An 18,841-nucleotide genomic window follows, 5' to 3' on the forward strand; every position below is an offset into this window, starting at 1 on the left:
AATCACACGACCTTCACATTGTGGAAGGGTCAACCTTCCACTCACAGCCACTTATTGACCGGGCGCGACGGAGCTCTCGGCGGCGGCCGACTGTTCACGCCTCAGGTGGCGCAGCGAACGGAACCCGATGGCTCCCACGCCCGTCCCCAGAAGAAACGAGGTGATGGCGAGCGTCAGGTGGACCCAGAAGTAGGCGGTCGGATCCCCGGCGGCGTCGAAGGCGAGCCCGCTGCCGTCCTTCCACAGGTTCTTCACGAAAGTGGTCCAGATGACCCAGCTCCACGCGCCGAAGGCGAGCAGGAACCAGGAGAGAGGGCGGCTGAGTTTCATGCGTCCAGTATCGGCGTCGGCCGCCGGGCACCTCCGGGCGGGTGGGAGCTCCCGGCGGGTCATCCGTACGATGATCGGGTCGATGGCCGCAGCCTGTACGTTCTCGAACGTGTCTGCCGTGAACGTTTCCCAGAAGACCGCGTCCCAGAGGCCCGCGTCCGAGAAGACCGCGTCCGGGACGAGCGCGTCCAGCCCCCTCGGATCGCGTCTTCGCGCGTCCGGGCGGCCCGCCTCGCTCGCCCTGTCCGTCGCCGTGGCCTCGGCCGCCGTGCTGCCCGCCCTCGCCGCGGGCCCCGCCGCCGCCCTGCCCCGGGACGACAAACCGGCCCCGTCCGCCTCGCCCGGCGCCCCGGGCAAGCCCAGCAACGACCCGCCGCCCGCGGACATGTCGAAGGTCGGCGGCGACCAGCTGGGCCAGGCCGGCACCCAGGTGCGGCTCGGTCCGGGCGCGCCCGTGCTGCCCAAGGACGTGACCGGACGCTCCTGGATCGTCGCGGACGCCGAGAGCGGCCAGGTGCTCGCCTCGCACAACGCGCACTGGCGCCTGCCGCCCGCCTCCACCCTGAAGATGCTGTTCGCGGACACCGTGCTGCCCAAGTTCCCCCGCGACCAGCAGCACACGGTCACCCCGGCCGACCTCGCGGGGATGGGCCCGGGCAGCAGCCTGGTCGGGGTGAAGCCGAACCTGTCGTACTCGGTGCACGACCTGTGGCTCGGGGTGTTCCTGCGCTCGGGCAACGACGCCGTGCACGTGCTCGCCTCGATGAACGGCGGCGTGCCCAAGACCGTCCAGGACATGCAGGCCCAGGCCGACGAGCTCCAGGCCCTGGACACCCGGGTCGTCTCGCCGGACGGCTACGACATGCCGGGGCAGGTCTCCAGCGCGTACGACCTGACGCTGTTCGCCCGCTCGGGGCTGCAGAACAAGGACTTCCGCGAGTACTGCTCGACGGCGACCGCGAAGTTCCCCGGCGCCGAGGGCAAGGACAAGAAGCGCGAGACGCTGGAGATCCAGAACACCAACCGGCTGCTCACCGGCGACCTCGGGCTCACCCCGTACAAGGGCATCGCGGGCGTCAAGAACGGCAACACCACCAACGCGGGCTCGACCTTCACCGGGGTCGCGGAGCGGGACGGCAAGGTGCTGCTCGTCACCGTCATGAACCCCGCGCCGGGTGAGAGCCAGGCCGTCTACAAGGAGGCGGCCCGGCTGCTCGACTGGGGGTTCGCGGCGGAGGGGAAGGTCACCCCGGTCGGCGAGCTGGTCCCGCCGAAGTCGGCGACGGCCGGCACCGGGACCGGCTCGGGCAGCGCTCAGGGCAGCGCGAAGAACCGGACCGGGCAGGCCGCCGCCGCCAAGGGCGAGAGCGGCGGGATCGGCATCGCGCTCGGCGTCGCGGGCGGCGCGCTGGTCCTCGTCGCGGGCGCGATCTTCCTGCTCAACCGGCGCTGGCCGATTCGGAAGCGGTGACCTCCGGGTCGTCCTCCTTGGCCGGGGTGGCCGTCCATGCCGCGCAGAACAGGAGCAGCTTCGCCGTGAAGTTGATCCAGAGCAGCAGCGCGATGGGCACCCCGAAGGCCCCGTACATGCTCTTGGCGGCGACGCCCTTCATATAGCCGCCGAGCAGCATCTTCAGGAGCTCGAAGCCGACCGCGCCGAGCAGGGCGGCCACCATCAGGCGGCGGCGCGGCGGGTTCACCCCGGGCAGCAGCGTCAGGACGTACAGCAGGAGCAGGAAGTCGGCGAGGACGGCGACCACGATCGCCGCGATGCGCAGCAGCACCCCGCCCGCGGCGCTCTGGTCGATGCCGAGGCGGTCGGCGGTCCAGCCGATCGCGGTGGAGCCGATGGAGGACGCGGCCCAGGAGGCGAGGCCCGCGCCGCCGAGGCCGATGAGCACGCCGCCGTCCTTGAGCTTGCGCAGAATGGGGTTCTCGCCCTCGCCGTCGTCCTCCGTCTCCCACACGGCGCGCAGGCAGCCGCGCATCTGCGAGACCCAGCCGATGCCGGTGAGCAGCAGCAGGGCGCCCGCGACGACGCCGACGGTGCCCGCGTTGTCGATGAGCCCCTGGAGGTCGAGCTGGTCGGAGATGCCGGGGACCTGTTCGGCGATGGTGTTCTGGAGCTTGTGCACCTGCGTGGTGGAGAGCAGCGCGGCCGCGATGGCGGCGCCGACGGTCAGCAGCGGGAAGAGCGCCAGGAAGCTGATGAAGGTGATGGCGGCGGCCAGCCTGGACCAGTAGACCCGGTCGAGCCGCTCGTACGAACGCCAGGCGTGCGTCCGCATGAGCCGGGCGATCCAGGGCCCGACGACGGGAAGTTTCTTCAGCCAGTCCATGACGTACGACTACCCTCTTCAACTCGGCTGTGTCTTTCCGGGGGCGAGCCCCCGGACCCCCCGAAGACCAGTGTTCTCGTTCCCCAGAATCGCAGGCAGGTGGCGAGGGCCATGCCGAAGACCGCACCCGAAAGGGTGTCGGCGCGGGACGAGGTGAAGCCGAGGCCGTAGTGCGAGACGGCGATGCAGAGCAGCTGCACGAGGGCGCCCGCGATGTTCACCGCGAAGAACACGGCGTACTCGCGCCAGCCGACCCGGCGCCCGCGGTACGTCCAGAACGCGTTGCCGAGGTAGGCGACGGTACAACCGGCCACGAAGGAAAGGGACTTGGCGGCGATCGGGTCCCAGCCTAGCCCCGAGCGCAGCCACACGAACAGGCCGAGGTCGGCCGCGTACGCGCAGATCCCGGCCAGCGTGAAGCCGATCACCTCGGACCTGGCGACGCTCACAGATCGGCCACCGCGAGCGCGTACATCGTGATCCAGGCCAGGCCGATGACCGCGAGCGCGCGGTCACGCAGGACGACGTCCTCGGGCGCCCCCGCGCTCCCCCGGTCGGCGAAGACGGCGTAGCGCAGGATCGCGCCGATGAAGGGGACCATCGACAACTGCCGCCAGGGCAGCAGCGATCCATTGGACACACCGCCGCTCTCCAGCGCCCACATGCAGTACGCGAGGACCGCGACACCGGCGGCGAGCTGCCACACGAAGCGCAGATAGCCGGTCGTGTACGCGTTCAGGAGCGAGCGGGTGGCGGCCCCGCGCCCCTCCATCTGGAGGGCCTCGGAGTACCGCTTGGCGGAGACCATGAACAGCGCGCCGAACCCGGCGGTGATCAGGAACCAGCGGGACAGCGGGATGCCGAGCGCGACCCCGCCGGTCATCGCCCGCATCAGGAACCCGGTGGTGACGACCACGAGGTCGACGACCAGGACGTGCTTCAGCTTGACGCAGTAGGCGAGTTGCATGACGACGTACGCGGTGAGCAGCGTGGCCGTCATCGCGTTGCAGGTCAGCGCGGCGGCCAGCGGGGCGAGTACGGCGAGGACCCCGCCGGTCGCGTAGGCGACCCCGACGGGCACCCGGCCGGCGGCGACCGGGCGGTGGCACTTGTCGGGGTGGGCGCGGTCGGCCTCGGCGTCGCGGGCGTCGTTGATGAGGTAGACGGCGGAGGCGGCGGCCGTGAACAGCAGGAAGACCATGGAGAGTTGGGCGATGACGTGCGGGCTCGTCAGCCGGCCGGCGGCGGCGGGCGCGGCCACCACGAGCAGGTTCTTGACCCACTGGCGGGGCCGCGCGGTGCGCACCAGACCGCCGGGCAGCGCGAGCAGGCGCCGGGCGGCCGAGACCGGCCCCGACCCGTCGAGGAGTGCCGTGCCGGGCTCGGTCATCGGCGCCCCCTTTCGAGCGGTTCGCGCATCCAGGCCGCGCCGGCCCGCGCGGTGACACCGCCGAGCAGGGCACCCGCCGCGATGTCGCTCGGGTAGTGCACCCCGGCGACCACGCGGGACACGCACATCGCGGCGGCCAGCGGCGGCACGAGGCGCGCCCCGGCGGGCCGCAGCGCCCCGTACGCGACAGCGGCCGCGGCCGCGGAACTCGCGTGCGAGCTGGGGAAGGAGTGCCGCCCGGCGGTACGCACCAGCGGCTCGGCCGCCGGGAGTTGCGGGCGGGGCCTGCGCACGACGCGCTTCACACCCATGCTGGCCAGATGGGCGGCGGCGACCAGGGCGGTGCCGCGCAGCCAGGCGCCGCGTCGGCCCCGGTCGGCGGCGGCCGCGGTGAGCCCGGTCGCGAGCCACAGCGCGCCGTGCTCACCGGCCCGGGACAGCGCCCGGGCGGCGGCGGCCACCCGCGGATCCGTGCCGCAGTCGCGCAGTGCGGCCAGGAGCCGCCGGTCGGCGTCGGTGCACGACGACTTCTGCATCTGCCACCCCTCTTCCGTGACATCGGCCCGCCAACTGGCCGTAGGCCACGGGCGACTCTCCTGCGCGGGGGAATGCGAATCCGGGATGAATAGGTATGACACTCAGATAATCACCCATTTCGGTTAGCGGTTTACCGGCGACAAAGGGGCGAGGGAGGTTCTGACAAAAGGGGCTTCACAGGCGATACCGTCGCATTCATGTCTGCCGACACGTCACCCGACACCGTGCCCGCGCCTCCCGGCCCGCCGACGTCCGTGAGCGGCTGGGGCCGCACCGCCCCCACCACGGCGCGGCTGCTGCACCCCCGGAGCTACGAGGAGGCGGCCGCCGCCGTCCGGGCGTGCGGGGCACGCGGCACGATCGCCCGCGGGCTCGGCCGGGCATACGGGGACGCCGCACAGAACGCGGGCGGCGCGGTCCTCGACATGACCGGCCTCGACCGCATCCGCACCGTCGACGCCGAGGCGGGCGTCGTCGTCTGCGACGCGGGAGTGAGCCTGCACCGCCTGATGGAGGTGCTGCTGCCACTCGGCTGGTTCGTGCCGGTGACGCCGGGCACGCGGTACGTCACGGTCGGCGGGGCGATCGGCGCCGACATCCACGGCAAGAACCACCACGTCTCGGGCTCCTTCGCCCGCCATGTGCGCGAGCTGGAACTGCTCACCGCGGACGGCACGGTACGTACCGTCGCGCCGGGCAGCGAGCTGTTCGACGCGACGGCGGGCGGGATGGGCCTGACAGGCGTGATCCTGCGAGCGACCGTCCAACTCCTGCCCGTACGCACCTCGTTGATGGCCGTGGACACCGAACGGGCCGTCGATCTGGACGACTTGATGACCCGTCTTGAGTCTGGGGACCACCGCTACCGGTACTCGGTGGCGTGGATCGACCTCCTCGCGCGGGGCGCGAGGACCGGGCGGTCGGTACTGACGCGCGGTGAGCACGCGCCGCTCGACATGCTGCCGCCCCGCGCCCGCCGCACCCCGCTCGCCTTCCGGCCGCGCCGGCTTCCGCCCGCCCCCGCCTTCCTGCCGGAGGGGCTGCTCGGCCGCGCCTCCGTCCGAGCGTTCAACGAACTCTGGTACCGCAGGGCGCCCAGACACCGTACGGGCGAGCTCCAGCGCATCTCGACGTTCTTCCACCCCCTTGACGGGGTGCCGCACTGGAACCGGGTGTATGGCCGGGGCGGCTTCGTGCAGTACCAGTTCGTCGTCGGGTACGGGCACGAGGAAACCCTGCGTGCCATCGTGCGCCGCATCTCGCGGCACGGCTGCCCCTCCTTCCTCGCCGTCCTCAAACGCTTCGGCGAGGCCGACCCCGGCTGGCTCTCCTTCCCCCTCCCCGGCTGGACCCTGGCCCTCGACATCCCCGCGAACCTCCCGGGGCTCGGCGCGCTCCTCGACGAACTGGACGAGGAGGTGGCGGGCGCGGGCGGCCGGGTCTACCTGGCGAAGGACGCTCGGATGCGGCCGGAGGTGGTGGAGCGCATGTACCCGAGGCTGCCCCAATTCCGTTCCCTGAGAGGGGAGTTGGACCCCGAGGGGATCTTCCGCTCGGACATGAGCCGACGGCTGGGGCTGTGAGCCTCTACGAGCCGCTCGGCCCCCTCGGTCACATCCGGCCCTGCCGGGCCGCCCAACAACTTACGGAGCCCTGATGAAGGACGCATTCGGTACCCCGCAGTCCCTGCTCGTGCTCGGCGGTACGTCCGAGATCGGCCTGGCCACCGCCCGGCGCCTGGTGGCCCGTCGCACCCGTACGGTCTGGCTCGCGGGCCGGCCCTCCCCCGCGCTGGAGGCGGCGGCGGCCGAACTGCGGAAGCTGGGCCCGGACGTCCACACCCTCGCCTTCGACGCGCTCGACTCCGACGCGCACGAGGTCGCCCTCGGCAAGGTGTTCGCCGAGGGGGACATCGACATGGTGCTGCTCGCGTTCGGGATGCTCGGCGACCAGTCCCGCGACGAGAGCGAGCCGCTCGCGGCGGTGCGGGTCGCGCAGACCAACTACACCGGCGCGGTCTCGGCGGGCCTCATCTGCGCGAAGGCCCTCCAGACGCAGGGCCACGGCTCGCTGGTCGTGCTGTCCTCCGTGGCCGGCGAACGCGCCCGCCGCAGCAACTTCATCTACGGGTCGAGCAAGGCGGGGCTCGACGCGTTCGCCCAGGGTCTGGGGGACGCGCTGCACGGCACGGGGGTGCACGTCATGGTCGTACGCCCCGGCTTCGTCCGTACGAAGATGACGGCGGGGCTGTCCGAGGCTCCCCTGGCCACGACCCCCGAGGCGGTCGCCCTGGCGATCGAGGCGGGGTTGCGGCGGCGGGCGGAGGTGGTGTGGGTGCCGGGGGCGCTGAGGGTGGTGATGTCAGCGCTGAGGCATGCGCCGCGGGGGGTGTTCCGGAGGCTGCCGGTGTGACGCGCCCTCCGGGGGTGGGGAGGGAGGGGAAGGTCCGTTTCCTGGGGCTCCGCCCCAGACCCCGTATCGCGCCTGAAGGGCGCTCGTCCTCAAACTCCCCCAAGGCCTTAAGGGCCAGGGGGGACCCCCATGACGGGCTAAAGATGCCGGGTGCTGGCCAGGGTCGATGCTGCTAGGGGCGCGGGGAACTGCGCGAGCAACCACGCACGGCCCGCGGACCGAAGGGATGGGGGGCCGGGGGCGCAGCCCTCAGGGCTGGCTAGCGCAGGGAAGGCTGGTCCAGGGTCGTGGCCTGGGCCGGGACGGCCAGGGCGCCGAGGCCGAAGGGGTAGTCGTGGAGCTTGCGCCAGACCCCGTCCACCCCCTGCTCGTAGAGGGCGAACCCCCCACACGTCCAAGCCGCCGAGAACCCCGCCAGGGACTCGTACGCCAGATCCATCGCCGCCTCGGAGATGCCGTGCGCCACCGTCACATGGGGGTGGTAGGGGAACTGGAGCTCGCGCACCAGCGGCCCCGCCTCGTCCCGTACCCGCTGCTGGAGCCACGCGCAGTCGCCCGCGCCCTCCACCACCTGGACGAAGACGACCGGGGACAGGGGGCGGAACGTCCCCGTCCCTTCGAGCCGCATCGGAAACGCCCGGCCCGCCGCAGCGACCGAGGCCAGGTGCGCCTCGATCTCCGGCAGACACTCCGCCTCGACCTCGTGCGGCGGAAGCAGGGTGACGTGCGTGGGGATGCCGTGCGCGGCAGGGTCCCCGAAGCCCGCGCGCCGCTCCTGGAGCAGGCTGCCGTACGGCTCCGGGACCGCGATCGAAACGCCGAGCGTTACGGTCCCCACGTCGTTCTCCTCATGGTGTCGGTCGGTGCTGTGCAGTGTGAGTGTGACGGGATCGGCGTCGGCTGACCAGAGCCCTTGGTCGGGCTCCGGCCAGGCCGTCCGGTTCAGTGCTTGGCGGGCAGCAGGCCGACTCTGTCGTACGCCGTCGCCAGCGTCTCGGCGGCGACCGCGCGGGCCTTCTCGGCGCCCTTGGCGAGCAGCGAGTCCAGCGTCTCGGGGTCGTCCAGGTACTGCTGCGTACGCGTGCGGAACGGCGTGACGAACTCCACCATCACCTCGGCGAGGTCCGTCTTGAGCGCCCCGTACATCTTGCCCTCGTACTCGGCCTCCAGCTCGGCGATCGTCTTGCCGGTGAGCGTGGAGTAGATGGACAGCAGGTTGGAGACGCCGGGCTTGTTCTCGGTGTCGTACTTGATCACCGTGTCCGTGTCGGTGACCGCGCTCTTGACCTTCTTCGCCGTCGTCTTCGGGTCGTCGAGCAGGTTGATGAGGCCCTTCGGCGTCGACGCCGACTTGCTCATCTTGATCGACGGGTCCTGGAGGTCGTAGATCTTCGCCGTCTCCTTGAGGATGTACGGCGCCGGGACGGTGAACGTCTCGCCGAACCGGCCGTTGAAACGGTCGGCCAGGTCGCGGGTGAGCTCGATGTGCTGGCGCTGGTCCTCGCCGACCGGGACCTCGTTGGCCTGGTAGAGCAGGATGTCGGCGACCTGGAGGATCGGGTACGTGAAGAGGCCTACGGTCGCGTTGCCCGCGCCCTGCTTGGCCGACTTGTCCTTGAACTGGGTCATCCGGCTGGCCTCGCCGAAGCCGGCCAGGCAGTTCATGATCCAGGCGAGCTGGGCGTGCTCGGGGACGTGGCTCTGGACGAACAGCGTGCAGCGCTCGGGGTCGAGACCGGCGGCAAGGAGCTGGGCCGCGGCGAGCCGCGTGTTGGCGCGCAGCTCGGCCGGGTCCTGCGGAACGGTGATCGCGTGGAGGTCCACGACCATGTAGAACGCGTCGTGGGACTCCTGCAGCGCCACCCACTGGCGGACCGCGCCGAGGTAGTTGCCGAGGTGGAACGAGCCTGCGGTGGGCTGGATTCCGGAGAGCACACGCGGACGACGCTGCATGGCGGAGCCATTCCCCTGAGGGTGGTGGTGGGTGACGGGCGGGCGGGTGGAGGCCATGCTCAGCATTCTCTCAGGTGCGCGTACCGTCCCGGAAACCCGCGCCGTTGTGACCGGCCCCACAAGGTGACCCACCCCCGCGGGGGCTCCGCGCCCCCGACCCCCGGGGCGCTGGCCCACCCACTCGCCCGTGACGGGTGTTGAACCGGCTGACCCCCGGGGCTCCGCCCCGGACCCCGCTCCTCAAACGCCGGAGAGGCTGGGTGGGCGGCTTTCGACTGCGGACCGTGCGTGGTTGCTCGCGCAGTTCCCCGCGCCCCTGTAGGTCGCCCAGCACCGCTGGTCGCGCCCATCGCGGCGGAGCCGCGCAATGTCACAGCCCCGCGCCCCTGGCAGCATGCGGTACGGGCGTCTTTAGCCCGTCCGGCGTATGAGGACGAGCGCCCTTAAGGCGCGAACAGGGTCTGAGGCGGAGCCCCAGGAAGCCAGTTCAGCCCACTCACACCCCTCGGAGGGTCTGGGGAAGGGGCGGGGAGGGGCTCAATCCAGGGGTAGCCCCGGGGCAGGGTACGAGGCCATCAGGTCGGCCACCTCGGCCCGGATCGCCGCAAGGGCACCCTCGTCACCAGAGCCCGCCGCCACGATCCCCCGGTCGATCCACTCCGCCACCAGCGGCATGTGCGAGGCATCCAGACCCCGGGACGTCAGCGAAGGCGTGCCGATGCGGATCCCGGAGGGGTCGAAGGGCTTCCTGGGGTCGTACGGGACCGTGTTGTAGTTGACGACAAGACCCGCCCGGTCGAGCGCCTTCGCCGCCACCTTCCCCGGCACGTCCTTCGGCGTCAGATCCATCAGGATCAGGTGGTTGTCCGTGCCGCCCGACACCAGGTCGAAGCCCCGGGCCAGCAGAGCTTCGGCCAGCGCCTTCGCGTTGGCCACCACCTGGTGCGCGTACGCGCAGAACGCCGGCTGCGCCGCCTCGTGCAGCGCGACGGCGATCGCCGCGGTGGTCTGGTTGTGCGGGCCGCCCTGGAGCCCGGGGAAGACCGCCTTGTCGATGGCCTTCGCGTGCGATTCCCGGGACATCAGCATCGCGCCCCGCGGACCCCGGAGAGTCTTGTGGGTGGTCGTGGAGATGACATCGGCGTACGGCGCCGGGGAGGGATGGGCGCCGCCCGCGATGAGCCCCGCGATGTGCGCGACGTCCGCGACGAGCACCGCGCCCGCCTCCCGCGCGATCTCCGCGAACGCGGCGAAGTCGATCGTGCGGGGCAGCGCCGTACCGCCGCAGAAGATCAGCTTCGGGCGCTCCTTGAGGGCGATGTCGCGCACCTCGTCGAAGTCGATCAGGCCCGTGTCGGCGCGCACCCCGTACTGCACGCCACGGAACCACTTGCCGGTCGCCGAGACGCCCCAGCCGTGCGTGAGGTGGCCGCCCATCGGCAGGGCCATGCCCATCACGGTGTCGCCCGGCTCGGCGAACGCGAGGTACACGGCGAGGTTGGCAGGCGAGCCCGAGTACGGCTGGACGTTGGCGTGCTCGACGCCGAACAGGGCCTTCGCGCGGTCGACGGCCAGCCTCTCGACCTTGTCGATGTTCTGCTGGCCCTCGTAGTAGCGGCGGCCCGCGTAGCCCTCGCTGTACTTGTTCTGGAGGACCGTCCCCGAGGCCTCCAGGACGGCCGTCGAGACGTAGTTCTCGCTGGGGATCAGACGCAGGGTGTCCGACTGGAGCCGTTCCTCGGCGGCGACGAGCGCGGCCAGCTCCGGGTCGGTGGCGAGCAGGGCGGGGTGGGAAAGGGGAAGGCTCATGGCGTCCTCCGGGTCCGTTGACAGGTTCCCGGGGTGCCCAGGCGGGCGGCACCTCGTGCGGCAGGCCGCGCACGGCTCCCCCGGGGTCGCTTCCCCGCTCGCCAGTCGCCGTGCGTACCGAACACCCTACCGGCCACGTCCGACGGCAAGGTTTCTTCGTCCGGTATCCGAGCGACGATAGAAAAGGGCACCACCAACGCCCCATGCCGCATGACGATCGGAGAACCCGTGTCGACACACGCCGTGACCGAAGACGCCATCCGTTCCGCCGAGGCACACAGTGCGCACAACTACCATCCCCTGCCCGTCGTGGTCGCCTCCGCCGAGGGCGCCTGGATGACGGACGTCGAGGGCCGGCGCTATCTCGACATGCTGGCCGGCTATTCGGCACTCAACTTCGGCCACGGCAACCGCCGGCTCATCGACGCGGCGAAGGCCCAGCTGGACCGCGTGACCCTCACGTCGAGGGCGTTCCACCACGACCGCTTCGCCCAATTCTGTACGGAGCTCGCCGAGCTGTGCGGCAAGGACATGGTACTGCCCATGAACACCGGGGCGGAGGCGGTGGAGACCGCCGTGAAGACCGCCCGCAAGTGGGGCTACAAGATCAAGGGCGTTCCGGACGGGCAGGCGAAGATCGTGGTCGCCCGGGACAACTTCCACGGCCGTACGACCACGATCGTCAGCTTCTCCACCGACCCGGAGGCCCGCGCGGACTACGGCCCGTACACACCGGGCTTCGAGATCGTCCCGTACGGCGACCTCGACGCGATGCGGGCGGCGGTCACCGACAACACCGTGGCCGTACTCCTGGAGCCCATCCAGGGCGAGGCCGGCGTGCTCGTCCCGCCGGCCGGATACCTGGCGGGCGTACGGGAGTTGACGCGCGAGCGGAACGTGCTGTTCATGGCGGACGAGATCCAGTCCGGGTTCGGCCGCACCGGCAGGACGTTCGCGTGCGAGCACGAGGGTGTGGTGCCGGACGTGTACATCCTGGGCAAGGCGCTGGGCGGCGGTGTCGTCCCGGTGTCGGCGGTCGCCGCGTCGTCGGAAGTCCTTGGCGTGTTCCGGCCGGGCGAGCACGGCTCGACGTTCGGCGGGAACCCGCTGGCCTGCGCGGTCGCCCTGGAGGTCATCGCGATGCTGCGCACCGGCGAGTACCAGCAGCGCGCCACCGAGCTGGGCGAGCATCTGCACCACGAGCTCGGCCTGCTGACCGGCGCGGGTGCGGTCGAGGCGGTGCGCGGGCGCGGGCTGTGGGCGGGCGTCGACATCAACCCGTCGTACGGGACGGGCCGGGAGATCTCGGAGAAGCTGATGGACCGCGGGGTCCTGGTCAAGGACACCCACGGCTCGACGATCCGGATCGCCCCGCCCCTGGTCATCAGCAAGGAGGATCTGGACTGGGGCCTCGACCAACTGCGCGCGGTGCTCGCCGAGCACTGACCCGGCCCGGTACCGTCAACCTCCTTGCAGAGACGGGCAGTTGGAACCCGAGCAGAAGGCGCTGAGCGCGGTCTTCAGGGTCTGCTCCTGCTCGGGCCACACCTCGGCGGGAGCCGCGGAGAGTACGGCGTAGTGCTCGCCGCCGGGCGTCAGGAACGCGTAGTCCACCACTTGGCGCCGGTGGCCGAGCTGCTGGTTGTCGTACGCGTAGACGAGCCGCGCGGCCTGCGGGGCGACCCCGGGCACGGTCGCGTCGTTGCCGAGGCTGATCTCCTGGTACCCGGGGTTCTTCGCCAGCTCCCCCGAGGTCTGCTTCAGCGCGTCGTACGGGCTCAGGCCCGCCTCGGAGACGAGGTACACCTGGATGAGACGGGTGCGGTCGGCGGAGTTGTAGAACACACCCTTGGGCCCCTGGTCCTCACGGGTCCAGCCCTGCGGCACGTACAGCCTGAACCCCCTTGGATCCCGGGCGAGTTGGAACCCGGCGGGCACGGTGGCGCCGGGCGAGGCGGATGCCGGGACAGAGGGGCTGCTCTTGTCGTCGCCGGTCCGGTCCGGGGTGCCGGAGGGGGCGCCGGACGCGGGTGGGCTCGCCGCGGCCTTCGGGTGGTGCGTCCCGCCGCGGGCGAGGAGCCAGCCGCCGCCCGCACCGGCCACCACGACGAAGACCATCGCCGCCACGACGACGGCGACGGGCACACGTCGGCCCGGGCGCGGCTCGGGGAGCGCGGGGGGTCCCGGCTGCGGGCCGGCCGTCTTGTACGGGTCCGCGTGCGCATGCCCGGGGACGAGAGGCGGCGCCTGCGGGACCGGCGGGGGCGCGGGGGGTGGCGGCGGAGCCGCCGGGGAAGCGGCGTCCCGTACCGTCTCCCACTTCTGGGTGGCCGCGTTCCAGCGGACCTCGTCCTTGCCGCCGCTCACCGGGGCCTCACATCCCGATCAGGTCGCGGACCCGCTGGACCAGCGTCTCGCCCGAGGCTAGGAGGCCCGTGAGGGCGGTGGCGCCGGTGAGCAGCTCACCGAGCCGGGCGAGGCGGCCCGGGGTCGCCTGCCCTGCGGTGCGGATCTCCTCCTCGGTGTCGGCGAGTTCGGCGTCCAGGGCGCGGGTCTGGTCGTTGCGCACGAGCTGGGCGAGCCCCGCCCTGAACTCGACGATGGCGTCGAGGAGTTGGAGGTGGGCCTCGTCGTCGGGGGCGCCCGCGCGGTAGACGCTGGTCACCTTGTTGTGGTCGCCGACCGAGACGGACCCGGTCACCCCGCTGATGTGTACGGATCGCTGGTCCCGCTGCGTGCTGTCGTCACCCGGTGTGGTCATCTCAGCCCTCGTTCCTGACGGTGTTGTGGTCGCCGACGCTGATCGCTCCCCGGGAGTTCTCGATCATGACGCCGCCCTGGGCGACATTGACGATCTTCTGCTCGAACTGCCCGGTGTCGTACCCGGCTTCGTACAGGGCGCTGCGCACGCCGCTGGTCACCCGGTCCTCGATGGACTTCACGTAACGCCGGTAGTCCATCGCCTGGAAGAGGGAGGTGTCGGGCCCCGCGGCCAGTTCGCGCACCGAGCGGGCGGGGCCGTCGGGCAGTGCCCGGCCGTATCCGCCGGTGAGGCGGTGCCAGGTGGAGCCGATCGCGCGGCCCACCACGAGCAGCGAGCGGAACGCGGAGCCCGGGGTGCGCGTCAGGGCCCAGGCCGCCTTGCCCAGCGGGGTGCGGCAGTTGAAGTCGTGGGCGGCGCGGTCCGCGCGGAAGAAGTCCTCGCGCAGCGGGGGCAGCACGTGCGGCGCGATCTCCAGGACCAGCATGCCGCCCTGCGTGTGGACGCGCACGAACACGGTCGTGACGAGGTGTTCCTCCCAGCCGCCGACCCGGATCCGCAGGAAGTGCCTGCGCGCCTCGCCGCCCTCCTCCAGGGCGGCGGCGCGGTGCTGCTCGAAGTCGCCCTCGCGGTAGGGGGCGTGGGCGCGCGAGGGGAGCCCGTCGACGGGCAGGAAGACGTACTCGGTGACTTCGAGCTGGCGCAGCCGGTCGCGTACGGCGAGGGCTTCGGCGGCCGCCGTCGGCGCGGGGATGCGGAGCTGGGTGATGAGGGGTTCGACGATGCGCAGGATCTCGGCGTTGCACACCCGGGTCGGACGCCGGTCGCCGAGCGACTTGCGGGGGCGCAGCTGGATGGTGACCGACCAGGGCTCGAAGGGATCGCCCGCGCCGCGGAAGGGGGCGTCGGCGCGGTAGACCGCGAGGCGGGCGTGCTGCTCGACGCGGATCATCGCGGCAAGGCGCTTGAGCCGCCCGTTGTCGTTGTTCTGCGCGGGGTCGGCGGCGAAGTCCTGGAAGCCTTCGGGCGACAGCTCGCCCGCCATCATCCGGGCGAACTGGAGGCGCTGCAGGCCGACGCAGAGCGCGATCACGGCGAAGCAGCCGGCGACCCCCCAGGCCAGACCGGGGCTGAAGCCCTGGCTCGCGAGATCGAGGGCACCGCCCCCGACGAGGCGGGCGGGCCCGGCGACGAAGTTCGGAACGGAGCCCGAGCCGCCGGTGCCGTATGCGGCGTCCTCTCCGTAACTCCCGTATGCCGACGGGTAGTTGTGCGACGAGGAGTCGTACCCGCCGAAGATGGAGACAAGGACGGCGACGGCGAACACGGCCAGCAGGCCGCGGGCCCACCAGCGCAGGACGAACGCGGGGACGGTGCGGTACCAGGGTGCGGGCCGGGCGGTGCCGCGGATGAGGCGGGCGATGCCGAGCTGGAGGCAGGGGCCGAGGACCAGGAGGAGGGCGCTTCGGGTGACGACCACGCCGAGCACCCAGAGCACGAGGATGCCGAGCGCCCAGGCGATCTCCAGGTTCCGGGCGCGCAGCGCGTGCGCGAGGACGCGGGCCGCGTCGAAGCCGAGGGAGGGGGCGGTCACCCGCTCCTCGTGGACGTACAGCTCGTCGATGACGGCGTCGCGGTACTCCTCGTCGAGGTAGCTGCCCGCGGCCATGAGGCGGGTCGCCTCGCTGAGCGAGGGATGCACCGGCGGCAGCCCGCCGGGTCCCGCGGCCTGAGCCTGCGGCGGCACCTGAGCCTGCGTCATGTCCTGCTCCCCCGAACGGTTGACGTACGCCGCACTCACCAACTTCCTTCCTTGAAGGCGAGTTCGAGGCGCGACCAAGGTGGACATGGTAACGACGATGCGGGGCGCACGCCGCCCTGTTCACACCGCCCCCACGGGTTCCGCGGAGGCGCACGGAAGGGGCAGGGGGAGCACGGATGGGGCGCATCGGGGCGCCGCCGACTCCCCGGCCGTCGGCCGCGAAGCCTCACCCGCGGCGCGGCCCGGCTGGGGCAACGGGCCCCATTGACAAGGGAGTTGGCCTGGACCAATGATGCCGGTCATGCCGAGACCTCGCATCGCCCGTCGCCGCGCCCGCCACGCCGCCCTCGCCGTCCTCGCACCCGTGCTGCTGCTCGCAGGCCTCGCCGGGCCCGCGCGGGCGGATGCCACCTGGCCGGAGCCGGTGCCCGTCGTCTCTCACGTCGACACGACGGACCCGGTCGTCTTCATCACCATCGACGATGGCTGGAACCACGACCCGGCCGCGCGGCAACTCCTCTTGGACCGCCAGGTCCCGGCGTCCCTGTTCCTGCTGCCGGGGGCGTACTCGTACGACGCCGGATACTTCCGCACGCTGCTCGACCACGGACCGGCCGCCGTCGAGAACCACACGGTGAACCACCCCGATCTGACGACGCTGCCGGAAGCGGGCCAGAAGTCCGAACTGTGCGGGGCACGCGAGCAGGCCCTCGCCCGGTTCGGCCTCGAACCACGGCTGGCCCGGCCGCCGTACGGCGCCTACGACGCGACGACTCGGCGGGTGGCCCGGGAGTGCGGGGCGAAGGCGCTGGTCACGTGGACGTACGACTTCACGACGTGGTCCGGGGTGACCCCGCCGACGCCCTCGCTGCGGGCGGGGGACATCGTGCTGCTGCACTTCAACGACACGGTGTCGGCGGACCTGGCGCGAGCGCTGGCCGCAGCGGACGCGGCGGGGTTGCGGGTGGCCCCGCTGCGGTCGTACGTGCCCGAGTGACACCCTGGAGTCCGCCCCCGGCCCCGCGCAGTTCCCCGCGCACCTGGCAGGGCCGTCCTTGGCAGGGGGCCCACGCTCAGCGGATCACGTGCGGCACGAACCTCGCGTACTCGTCCGTGACGAGCCCCGCCGACTCCCGGATGCCCAGGCCCGCCGGCTCGTTCTCCACCACCCACGCCCCCAGCACCACCCGGTTCCCCGAGAAGTCCGGCAGGGGGGCCAGCTCCTGGTAGCAGCAGAGCTCGTCGGGGCGGGCCGGGGCGGAGCCCGGGGGATGCAGGGTGACCCCCGCGCCTTCTCGGCCGAGCAGGGGCTTCGCCACGTAACCCCGCCCGGCAGCAAGGTCCCGCGGCCCGTCCAGGTATGCCGGAAGCAGGTTCGGGTGCCCCGGGTACAGCTCCCACAGCACCGCGAGCAGCGCCTTGTTGGAGAGCAGCATCTTCCACGCCGGCTCGATCCAGCACGTCGTCCCCGTACCGCCCCCGTTGTCGAGGGTGTCGAGGACCTGTGGCCCGAACTCGTCGGAGGCCAGCCACTCCCACGGGTAGAGCTTGAAGCAGGCCCGGATGAACCGGAGGCGGTCGTCCACGAAGCGGCCGGTGATGCTGTCCCAGCCGATCGACTCGACCGACAGCGCCTCCGTGTCCAGGCCCGCCTGCTCCGCCGTCTCGCGCAGATAGGCGACCGTCATGAGGTCCTCGCCGAGCTCGTCGGTGTCGGAGTGGGCGAAGTGCACGGGCCCGGGCGGCAGCAGTGGCGCCTGCCGCTTCCACGCCTCGACGAGGCGCTCGTGCAGCGAGTTCCACTGGTCCGCGCCGGGGAAGCGGTCCTCCATCCAGAACCACTGCGCGCTCGCCGCCTCGACCAGCGAGGTCGGGGTGTCCGCGTTGTACTCCAGCATCCTGGCCGGGCCGGTCCCGTCGTACCGCAGGTCGAACCGGCCGTACAGCGACGGGAGTTCGCCCCTGCGCCGCCACGACTCCGCCACCAGGTCGGCCAGCCGGCCGTCCATGATCCCCAGGTCCGCGAAGCGGCCCTTCTCGACGATGTGCGCCGCCGCGGTCAGGCACATGCCGTGCAGTTCCTCGACGGTCTCCTCCAGCGCCTCGACCTCGGGCAGCGTGAAGGAGTAGTAGGCGCTCTCGTCCCAGTACGGGCGCAGCGAGTCGTCGGGGTAGCGGGTCAGCGGGTAGATCACGCCCTGCTCCTCGACGGTCCGCTGCCAGTCGGGGCGCGGTTCCATGTCATGCCGTTCCATGCTCCAGCCCCTCAGCCGCCGCTGGAGTCGCCGTGGCCGCCGAACCCGCCGCGCGAGACGCCGGACTTGTCGAAGGAGCCGCCGGAGACCTTGCCGCTGCGGCTGGACCCGCCGTAGTAGTACTGACCGGTGCCGCCGCTCTTGCACTCGTACTTCGGCAGTTCCTTGTACGTGACCGGGTTGACGCAGCGCCGGTCCGGTTCGTCGCTGCACGCGGTGAGCGTGGCGGCGAGCACTCCCATCCCGCCGAGCACCACCGTCGCGGACCTGAACCTTCGCATCGCGGATCTCCCCCGTTCTCGTACCGACTCCGCTGTGGGACGCGTTTCGGCCACACACTAGTTCCCGGCCATCGGCGACCCGCCCCCGGGCTTTCACCGCCCGCCGGGCCTGCGGCTACAGTCCCCCCTGTGTTCTTCGGGATGATCTGCGCGCTTGCGTCCGCTGTCTGCTTCGGTACGGCCACCGTCCTCCAGGCCGCCGCGACGCGCGCCGCCGAACCGGGTACGGGGGCGGGCGCCGGTTCCGGTGTCGACGCGGCGCTGCTCCTGCGCGCCGTACGCCAGTGGCGCTATGTCGCGGGGCTGGCGCTCGACGGCCTCGGCTTCGTCTTCCAGATCCTCGCGCTGCGCTCGGTGCCGATCTACGCGGTCGGCGCGGCGCTCGCCGCCTCGCTCGCGGTGACGGCGGTGGTCGCGGCCCGCATCCTCAAGGTCCGGCTCTCCGGTACGGAGTGGGCGGCGGTCGGGGTGGTCTGCGCGGGCCTCGCCATGCTCGGCCTGTCGTCCGGCGCGGAGGGCGAGGAGGCGGGCCCCGCCTCCCTGCACTGGTGGCTCCTCGGGGTGGCCGCCGCGGTGCTGGTGGCTGGCGCGGTCGGGGGCCGGCTGCCGGACCGCGCCCGGGCGCTGGTCCTCGGGCTCGGCGCGGGCTGCGGCTTCGGCGTGGTCGAGGTCGCGGTCCGGCTCATCGACGACCCCTTCGACCTGACCAATCCCGCCCTTTACGCCCTGCTGCTCGGCGGCGGCGCAGCGTTCCTGCTGCTCACCTCGGCGCTTTCGCGCGGCTCGGTCACCACGGCGACGGCGGGCATGGTCATCGGCGAGACCATCGGCCCGGCCCTGGTGGGCGTGGCCTGGCTGGGCGACCGCACCCGGGACGGACTCGGCTGGCTGACCGTCACCGGCTTCGCGGTGGCGGTGGCGGGCGCGCTCGCCCTGGCCCGCTTCGGCGAGGCCCCGGAGCCGGACCCGGAGCCCTCGCTCCAGGACGTACGGGAGCACTGAGCCACACCGT

General features: G+C 72.1%; 19 protein-coding genes and 1 riboswitch. Of the genes, 6 read left to right on the forward strand and 13 right to left on the reverse strand.

Features of this window, described 5'->3' with window-relative positions:
- Nucleotides 1-51: 51 nt before the first annotated feature.
- On the reverse strand, nt 52-330 hold the full coding sequence (locus ACSHXC_RS15175) for an SCO4848 family membrane protein (RefSeq protein ID WP_438292119.1): 279 nt from the start codon (nt 328-330) through the stop codon (nt 52-54).
- Between ACSHXC_RS15175 and ACSHXC_RS15180 the strand changes: the two genes are divergently transcribed.
- The gene (locus tag ACSHXC_RS15180; protein ID WP_438292120.1) at nt 329-1,801 is read left to right on the forward strand and encodes a D-alanyl-D-alanine carboxypeptidase family protein; all 1,473 of its coding nucleotides are present in this window, start codon (nt 329-331) and stop codon (nt 1,799-1,801) included. The two genes, ACSHXC_RS15175 and ACSHXC_RS15180, sit on opposite strands and share 2 nt — an antisense overlap.
- Here ACSHXC_RS15180 and ACSHXC_RS15185 read toward each other — a convergent pair.
- From ACSHXC_RS15185 to ACSHXC_RS15200, 4 genes are read right to left on the reverse strand one after another with little or no spacing between them, the layout of a single operon-like run.
- Complete coding sequence (locus ACSHXC_RS15185) at nt 1,770-2,669, reverse strand: YihY/virulence factor BrkB family protein (protein ID WP_438292121.1); 900 nt, start codon at nt 2,667-2,669, stop codon at nt 1,770-1,772. The two genes, ACSHXC_RS15180 and ACSHXC_RS15185, sit on opposite strands and share 32 nt — an antisense overlap.
- Nucleotides 2,657-3,118 carry a GtrA family protein gene (locus ACSHXC_RS15190; protein WP_438292122.1) on the reverse strand — a complete coding sequence of 154 codons (462 nt, stop codon included), beginning with the start codon at nt 3,116-3,118 and terminating at the stop codon, nt 2,657-2,659. The genes ACSHXC_RS15185 and ACSHXC_RS15190 overlap by 13 nt, the downstream gene beginning before the upstream one ends.
- Nucleotides 3,115-4,059, reverse strand: coding sequence for a decaprenyl-phosphate phosphoribosyltransferase (locus ACSHXC_RS15195; protein ID WP_438292123.1), 945 nt, complete (start codon nt 4,057-4,059; stop codon nt 3,115-3,117). Before ACSHXC_RS15195 ends, ACSHXC_RS15190 begins: the two co-directional genes overlap by 4 nt.
- Complete coding sequence (locus ACSHXC_RS15200; protein WP_438292124.1) at nt 4,056-4,595, reverse strand: phosphatase PAP2 family protein; 540 nt, start codon at nt 4,593-4,595, stop codon at nt 4,056-4,058. The genes ACSHXC_RS15195 and ACSHXC_RS15200 overlap by 4 nt, the downstream gene beginning before the upstream one ends.
- A 198-nt stretch (nt 4,596-4,793) precedes the next feature.
- Here ACSHXC_RS15200 and ACSHXC_RS15205 point away from each other — a divergent pair, with 198 nt between their 5' ends.
- Both ACSHXC_RS15205 and ACSHXC_RS15210 read left to right on the forward strand, forming a co-directional pair.
- The gene (locus ACSHXC_RS15205) at nt 4,794-6,179 is read left to right on the forward strand and encodes an FAD-binding protein (RefSeq protein WP_438292126.1); all 1,386 of its coding nucleotides are present in this window, start codon (nt 4,794-4,796) and stop codon (nt 6,177-6,179) included.
- Nucleotides 6,180-6,252: 73 nt separating this feature from the next.
- Entirely contained in the window at nt 6,253-7,008 is a 756-nt protein-coding gene (locus ACSHXC_RS15210) for a decaprenylphospho-beta-D-erythro-pentofuranosid-2-ulose 2-reductase (protein WP_438292128.1), read from the forward strand.
- 259 nt (nt 7,009-7,267) lie between these two features.
- Here the strand turns inward: ACSHXC_RS15210 and ACSHXC_RS15215 are convergent, their stop codons facing one another.
- The 3 genes from ACSHXC_RS15215 to glyA all read right to left on the reverse strand — a co-directional run bounded on the left by ACSHXC_RS15215 (nt 7,268) and on the right by glyA (nt 10,770).
- Entirely contained in the window at nt 7,268-7,846 is a 579-nt protein-coding gene (locus ACSHXC_RS15215; RefSeq protein WP_438292129.1) for a 2'-5' RNA ligase family protein, read from the reverse strand.
- A gap of 104 nt (nt 7,847-7,950) precedes the next feature.
- On the reverse strand, nt 7,951-8,961 hold the full coding sequence (gene trpS, locus ACSHXC_RS15220) for a tryptophan--tRNA ligase (protein ID WP_438296598.1): 1,011 nt from the start codon (nt 8,959-8,961) through the stop codon (nt 7,951-7,953).
- Nucleotides 8,962-9,498: 537 nt separating this feature from the next.
- On the reverse strand, nt 9,499-10,770 hold the full coding sequence (gene glyA / locus ACSHXC_RS15225) for a serine hydroxymethyltransferase (protein ID WP_438292130.1): 1,272 nt from the start codon (nt 10,768-10,770) through the stop codon (nt 9,499-9,501).
- A 28-nt stretch (nt 10,771-10,798) separates the two neighbouring features.
- Nucleotides 10,799-10,889: riboswitch (ZMP/ZTP riboswitch) on the reverse strand.
- 91 nt (nt 10,890-10,980) lie between these two features.
- On the opposite strand from glyA, the gene rocD reads away from it, so the two are divergent.
- Nucleotides 10,981-12,216: an ornithine--oxo-acid transaminase gene (rocD, locus tag ACSHXC_RS15230; RefSeq protein ID WP_438292132.1), complete on the forward strand. Its 1,236-nt coding sequence runs from the start codon at nt 10,981-10,983 to the stop codon at nt 12,214-12,216.
- Between the two features lie 15 nt (nt 12,217-12,231).
- Here rocD and ACSHXC_RS15235 read toward each other — a convergent pair whose 3' ends face one another.
- The 3 genes from ACSHXC_RS15235 to ACSHXC_RS15245 are packed head-to-tail and all read right to left on the reverse strand — an operon-like array spanning nt 12,232 to nt 15,293.
- Complete coding sequence (locus ACSHXC_RS15235) at nt 12,232-13,137, reverse strand: hypothetical protein (protein WP_438292133.1); 906 nt, start codon at nt 13,135-13,137, stop codon at nt 12,232-12,234.
- A 7-nt stretch (nt 13,138-13,144) separates the two neighbouring features.
- Nucleotides 13,145-13,531: a hypothetical protein gene (locus ACSHXC_RS15240; protein ID WP_438292135.1), complete on the reverse strand. Its 387-nt coding sequence runs from the start codon at nt 13,529-13,531 to the stop codon at nt 13,145-13,147.
- A gap of 1 nt (nt 13,532) precedes the next feature.
- On the reverse strand, nt 13,533-15,293 hold the full coding sequence (locus ACSHXC_RS15245; protein WP_438292137.1) for a hypothetical protein: 1,761 nt from the start codon (nt 15,291-15,293) through the stop codon (nt 13,533-13,535).
- 301 nt (nt 15,294-15,594) lie between these two features.
- Between ACSHXC_RS15245 and ACSHXC_RS15250 the strand changes: the two genes are divergently transcribed.
- Nucleotides 15,595-16,290, forward strand: a complete 696-nt coding sequence (locus ACSHXC_RS15250; RefSeq protein WP_438292139.1) for a polysaccharide deacetylase family protein — start codon at nt 15,595-15,597, stop codon at nt 16,288-16,290.
- A gap of 76 nt (nt 16,291-16,366) precedes the next feature.
- Here ACSHXC_RS15250 and ACSHXC_RS15255 read toward each other — a convergent pair whose 3' ends face one another.
- The gene (locus tag ACSHXC_RS15255; RefSeq protein WP_438292140.1) at nt 16,367-17,548 is read right to left on the reverse strand and encodes a glutathionylspermidine synthase family protein; all 1,182 of its coding nucleotides are present in this window, start codon (nt 17,546-17,548) and stop codon (nt 16,367-16,369) included.
- Between the two features lie 11 nt (nt 17,549-17,559).
- Nucleotides 17,560-17,829, reverse strand: a complete 270-nt coding sequence (locus ACSHXC_RS15260) for a hypothetical protein (protein WP_053728362.1) — start codon at nt 17,827-17,829, stop codon at nt 17,560-17,562.
- Between the two features lie 141 nt (nt 17,830-17,970).
- Here ACSHXC_RS15260 and ACSHXC_RS15265 point away from each other — a divergent pair, with 141 nt between their 5' ends.
- Complete coding sequence (locus ACSHXC_RS15265; RefSeq protein ID WP_438296599.1) at nt 17,971-18,831, forward strand: hypothetical protein; 861 nt, start codon at nt 17,971-17,973, stop codon at nt 18,829-18,831.
- Nucleotides 18,832-18,841: the final 10 nt, after the last annotated feature.

This window comes from Streptomyces sp. HUAS TT7, from assembly GCF_051550175.1.
Lineage (GTDB): Bacteria > Actinomycetota > Actinomycetes > Streptomycetales > Streptomycetaceae > Streptomyces.

What these genes read in the sequence shown, in the direction of transcription:
- ACSHXC_RS15180 (WP_438292120.1), top strand. Translation starts at nt 329, where the DNA reads ATGCGTCCAGTATCGGCGTCGGCCGCCGGGCACCTCCGGGCGGGTGGG.
- ACSHXC_RS15175 (WP_438292119.1), bottom strand. Translation starts at nt 330, where the DNA reads ATGAAACTCAGCCGCCCTCTCTCCTGGTTCCTGCTCGCCTTCGGCGCG.
- ACSHXC_RS15185 (WP_438292121.1), bottom strand. Translation starts at nt 2,669, where the DNA reads ATGGACTGGCTGAAGAAACTTCCCGTCGTCGGGCCCTGGATCGCCCGG.
- ACSHXC_RS15195 (WP_438292123.1), bottom strand. Translation starts at nt 4,059, where the DNA reads ATGACCGAGCCCGGCACGGCACTCCTCGACGGGTCGGGGCCGGTCTCG.
- ACSHXC_RS15200 (WP_438292124.1), bottom strand. Translation starts at nt 4,595, where the DNA reads ATGCAGAAGTCGTCGTGCACCGACGCCGACCGGCGGCTCCTGGCCGCA.
- ACSHXC_RS15205 (WP_438292126.1), top strand. Translation starts at nt 4,794, where the DNA reads ATGTCTGCCGACACGTCACCCGACACCGTGCCCGCGCCTCCCGGCCCG.
- ACSHXC_RS15210 (WP_438292128.1), top strand. Translation starts at nt 6,253, where the DNA reads ATGAAGGACGCATTCGGTACCCCGCAGTCCCTGCTCGTGCTCGGCGGT.
- trpS (WP_438296598.1), bottom strand. Translation starts at nt 8,961, where the DNA reads ATGCAGCGTCGTCCGCGTGTGCTCTCCGGAATCCAGCCCACCGCAGGC.
- glyA (WP_438292130.1), bottom strand. Translation starts at nt 10,770, where the DNA reads ATGAGCCTTCCCCTTTCCCACCCCGCCCTGCTCGCCACCGACCCGGAG.
- rocD (WP_438292132.1), top strand. Translation starts at nt 10,981, where the DNA reads ATGACGATCGGAGAACCCGTGTCGACACACGCCGTGACCGAAGACGCC.
- ACSHXC_RS15240 (WP_438292135.1), bottom strand. Translation starts at nt 13,531, where the DNA reads ATGACCACACCGGGTGACGACAGCACGCAGCGGGACCAGCGATCCGTA.
- ACSHXC_RS15245 (WP_438292137.1), bottom strand. Translation starts at nt 15,293, where the DNA reads ATGACGCAGGCTCAGGTGCCGCCGCAGGCTCAGGCCGCGGGACCCGGC.
- ACSHXC_RS15250 (WP_438292139.1), top strand. Translation starts at nt 15,595, where the DNA reads ATGCCGAGACCTCGCATCGCCCGTCGCCGCGCCCGCCACGCCGCCCTC.
- ACSHXC_RS15255 (WP_438292140.1), bottom strand. Translation starts at nt 17,548, where the DNA reads ATGGAACGGCATGACATGGAACCGCGCCCCGACTGGCAGCGGACCGTC.
- ACSHXC_RS15260 (WP_053728362.1), bottom strand. Translation starts at nt 17,829, where the DNA reads ATGCGAAGGTTCAGGTCCGCGACGGTGGTGCTCGGCGGGATGGGAGTG.
- ACSHXC_RS15265 (WP_438296599.1), top strand. Translation starts at nt 17,971, where the DNA reads ATGATCTGCGCGCTTGCGTCCGCTGTCTGCTTCGGTACGGCCACCGTC.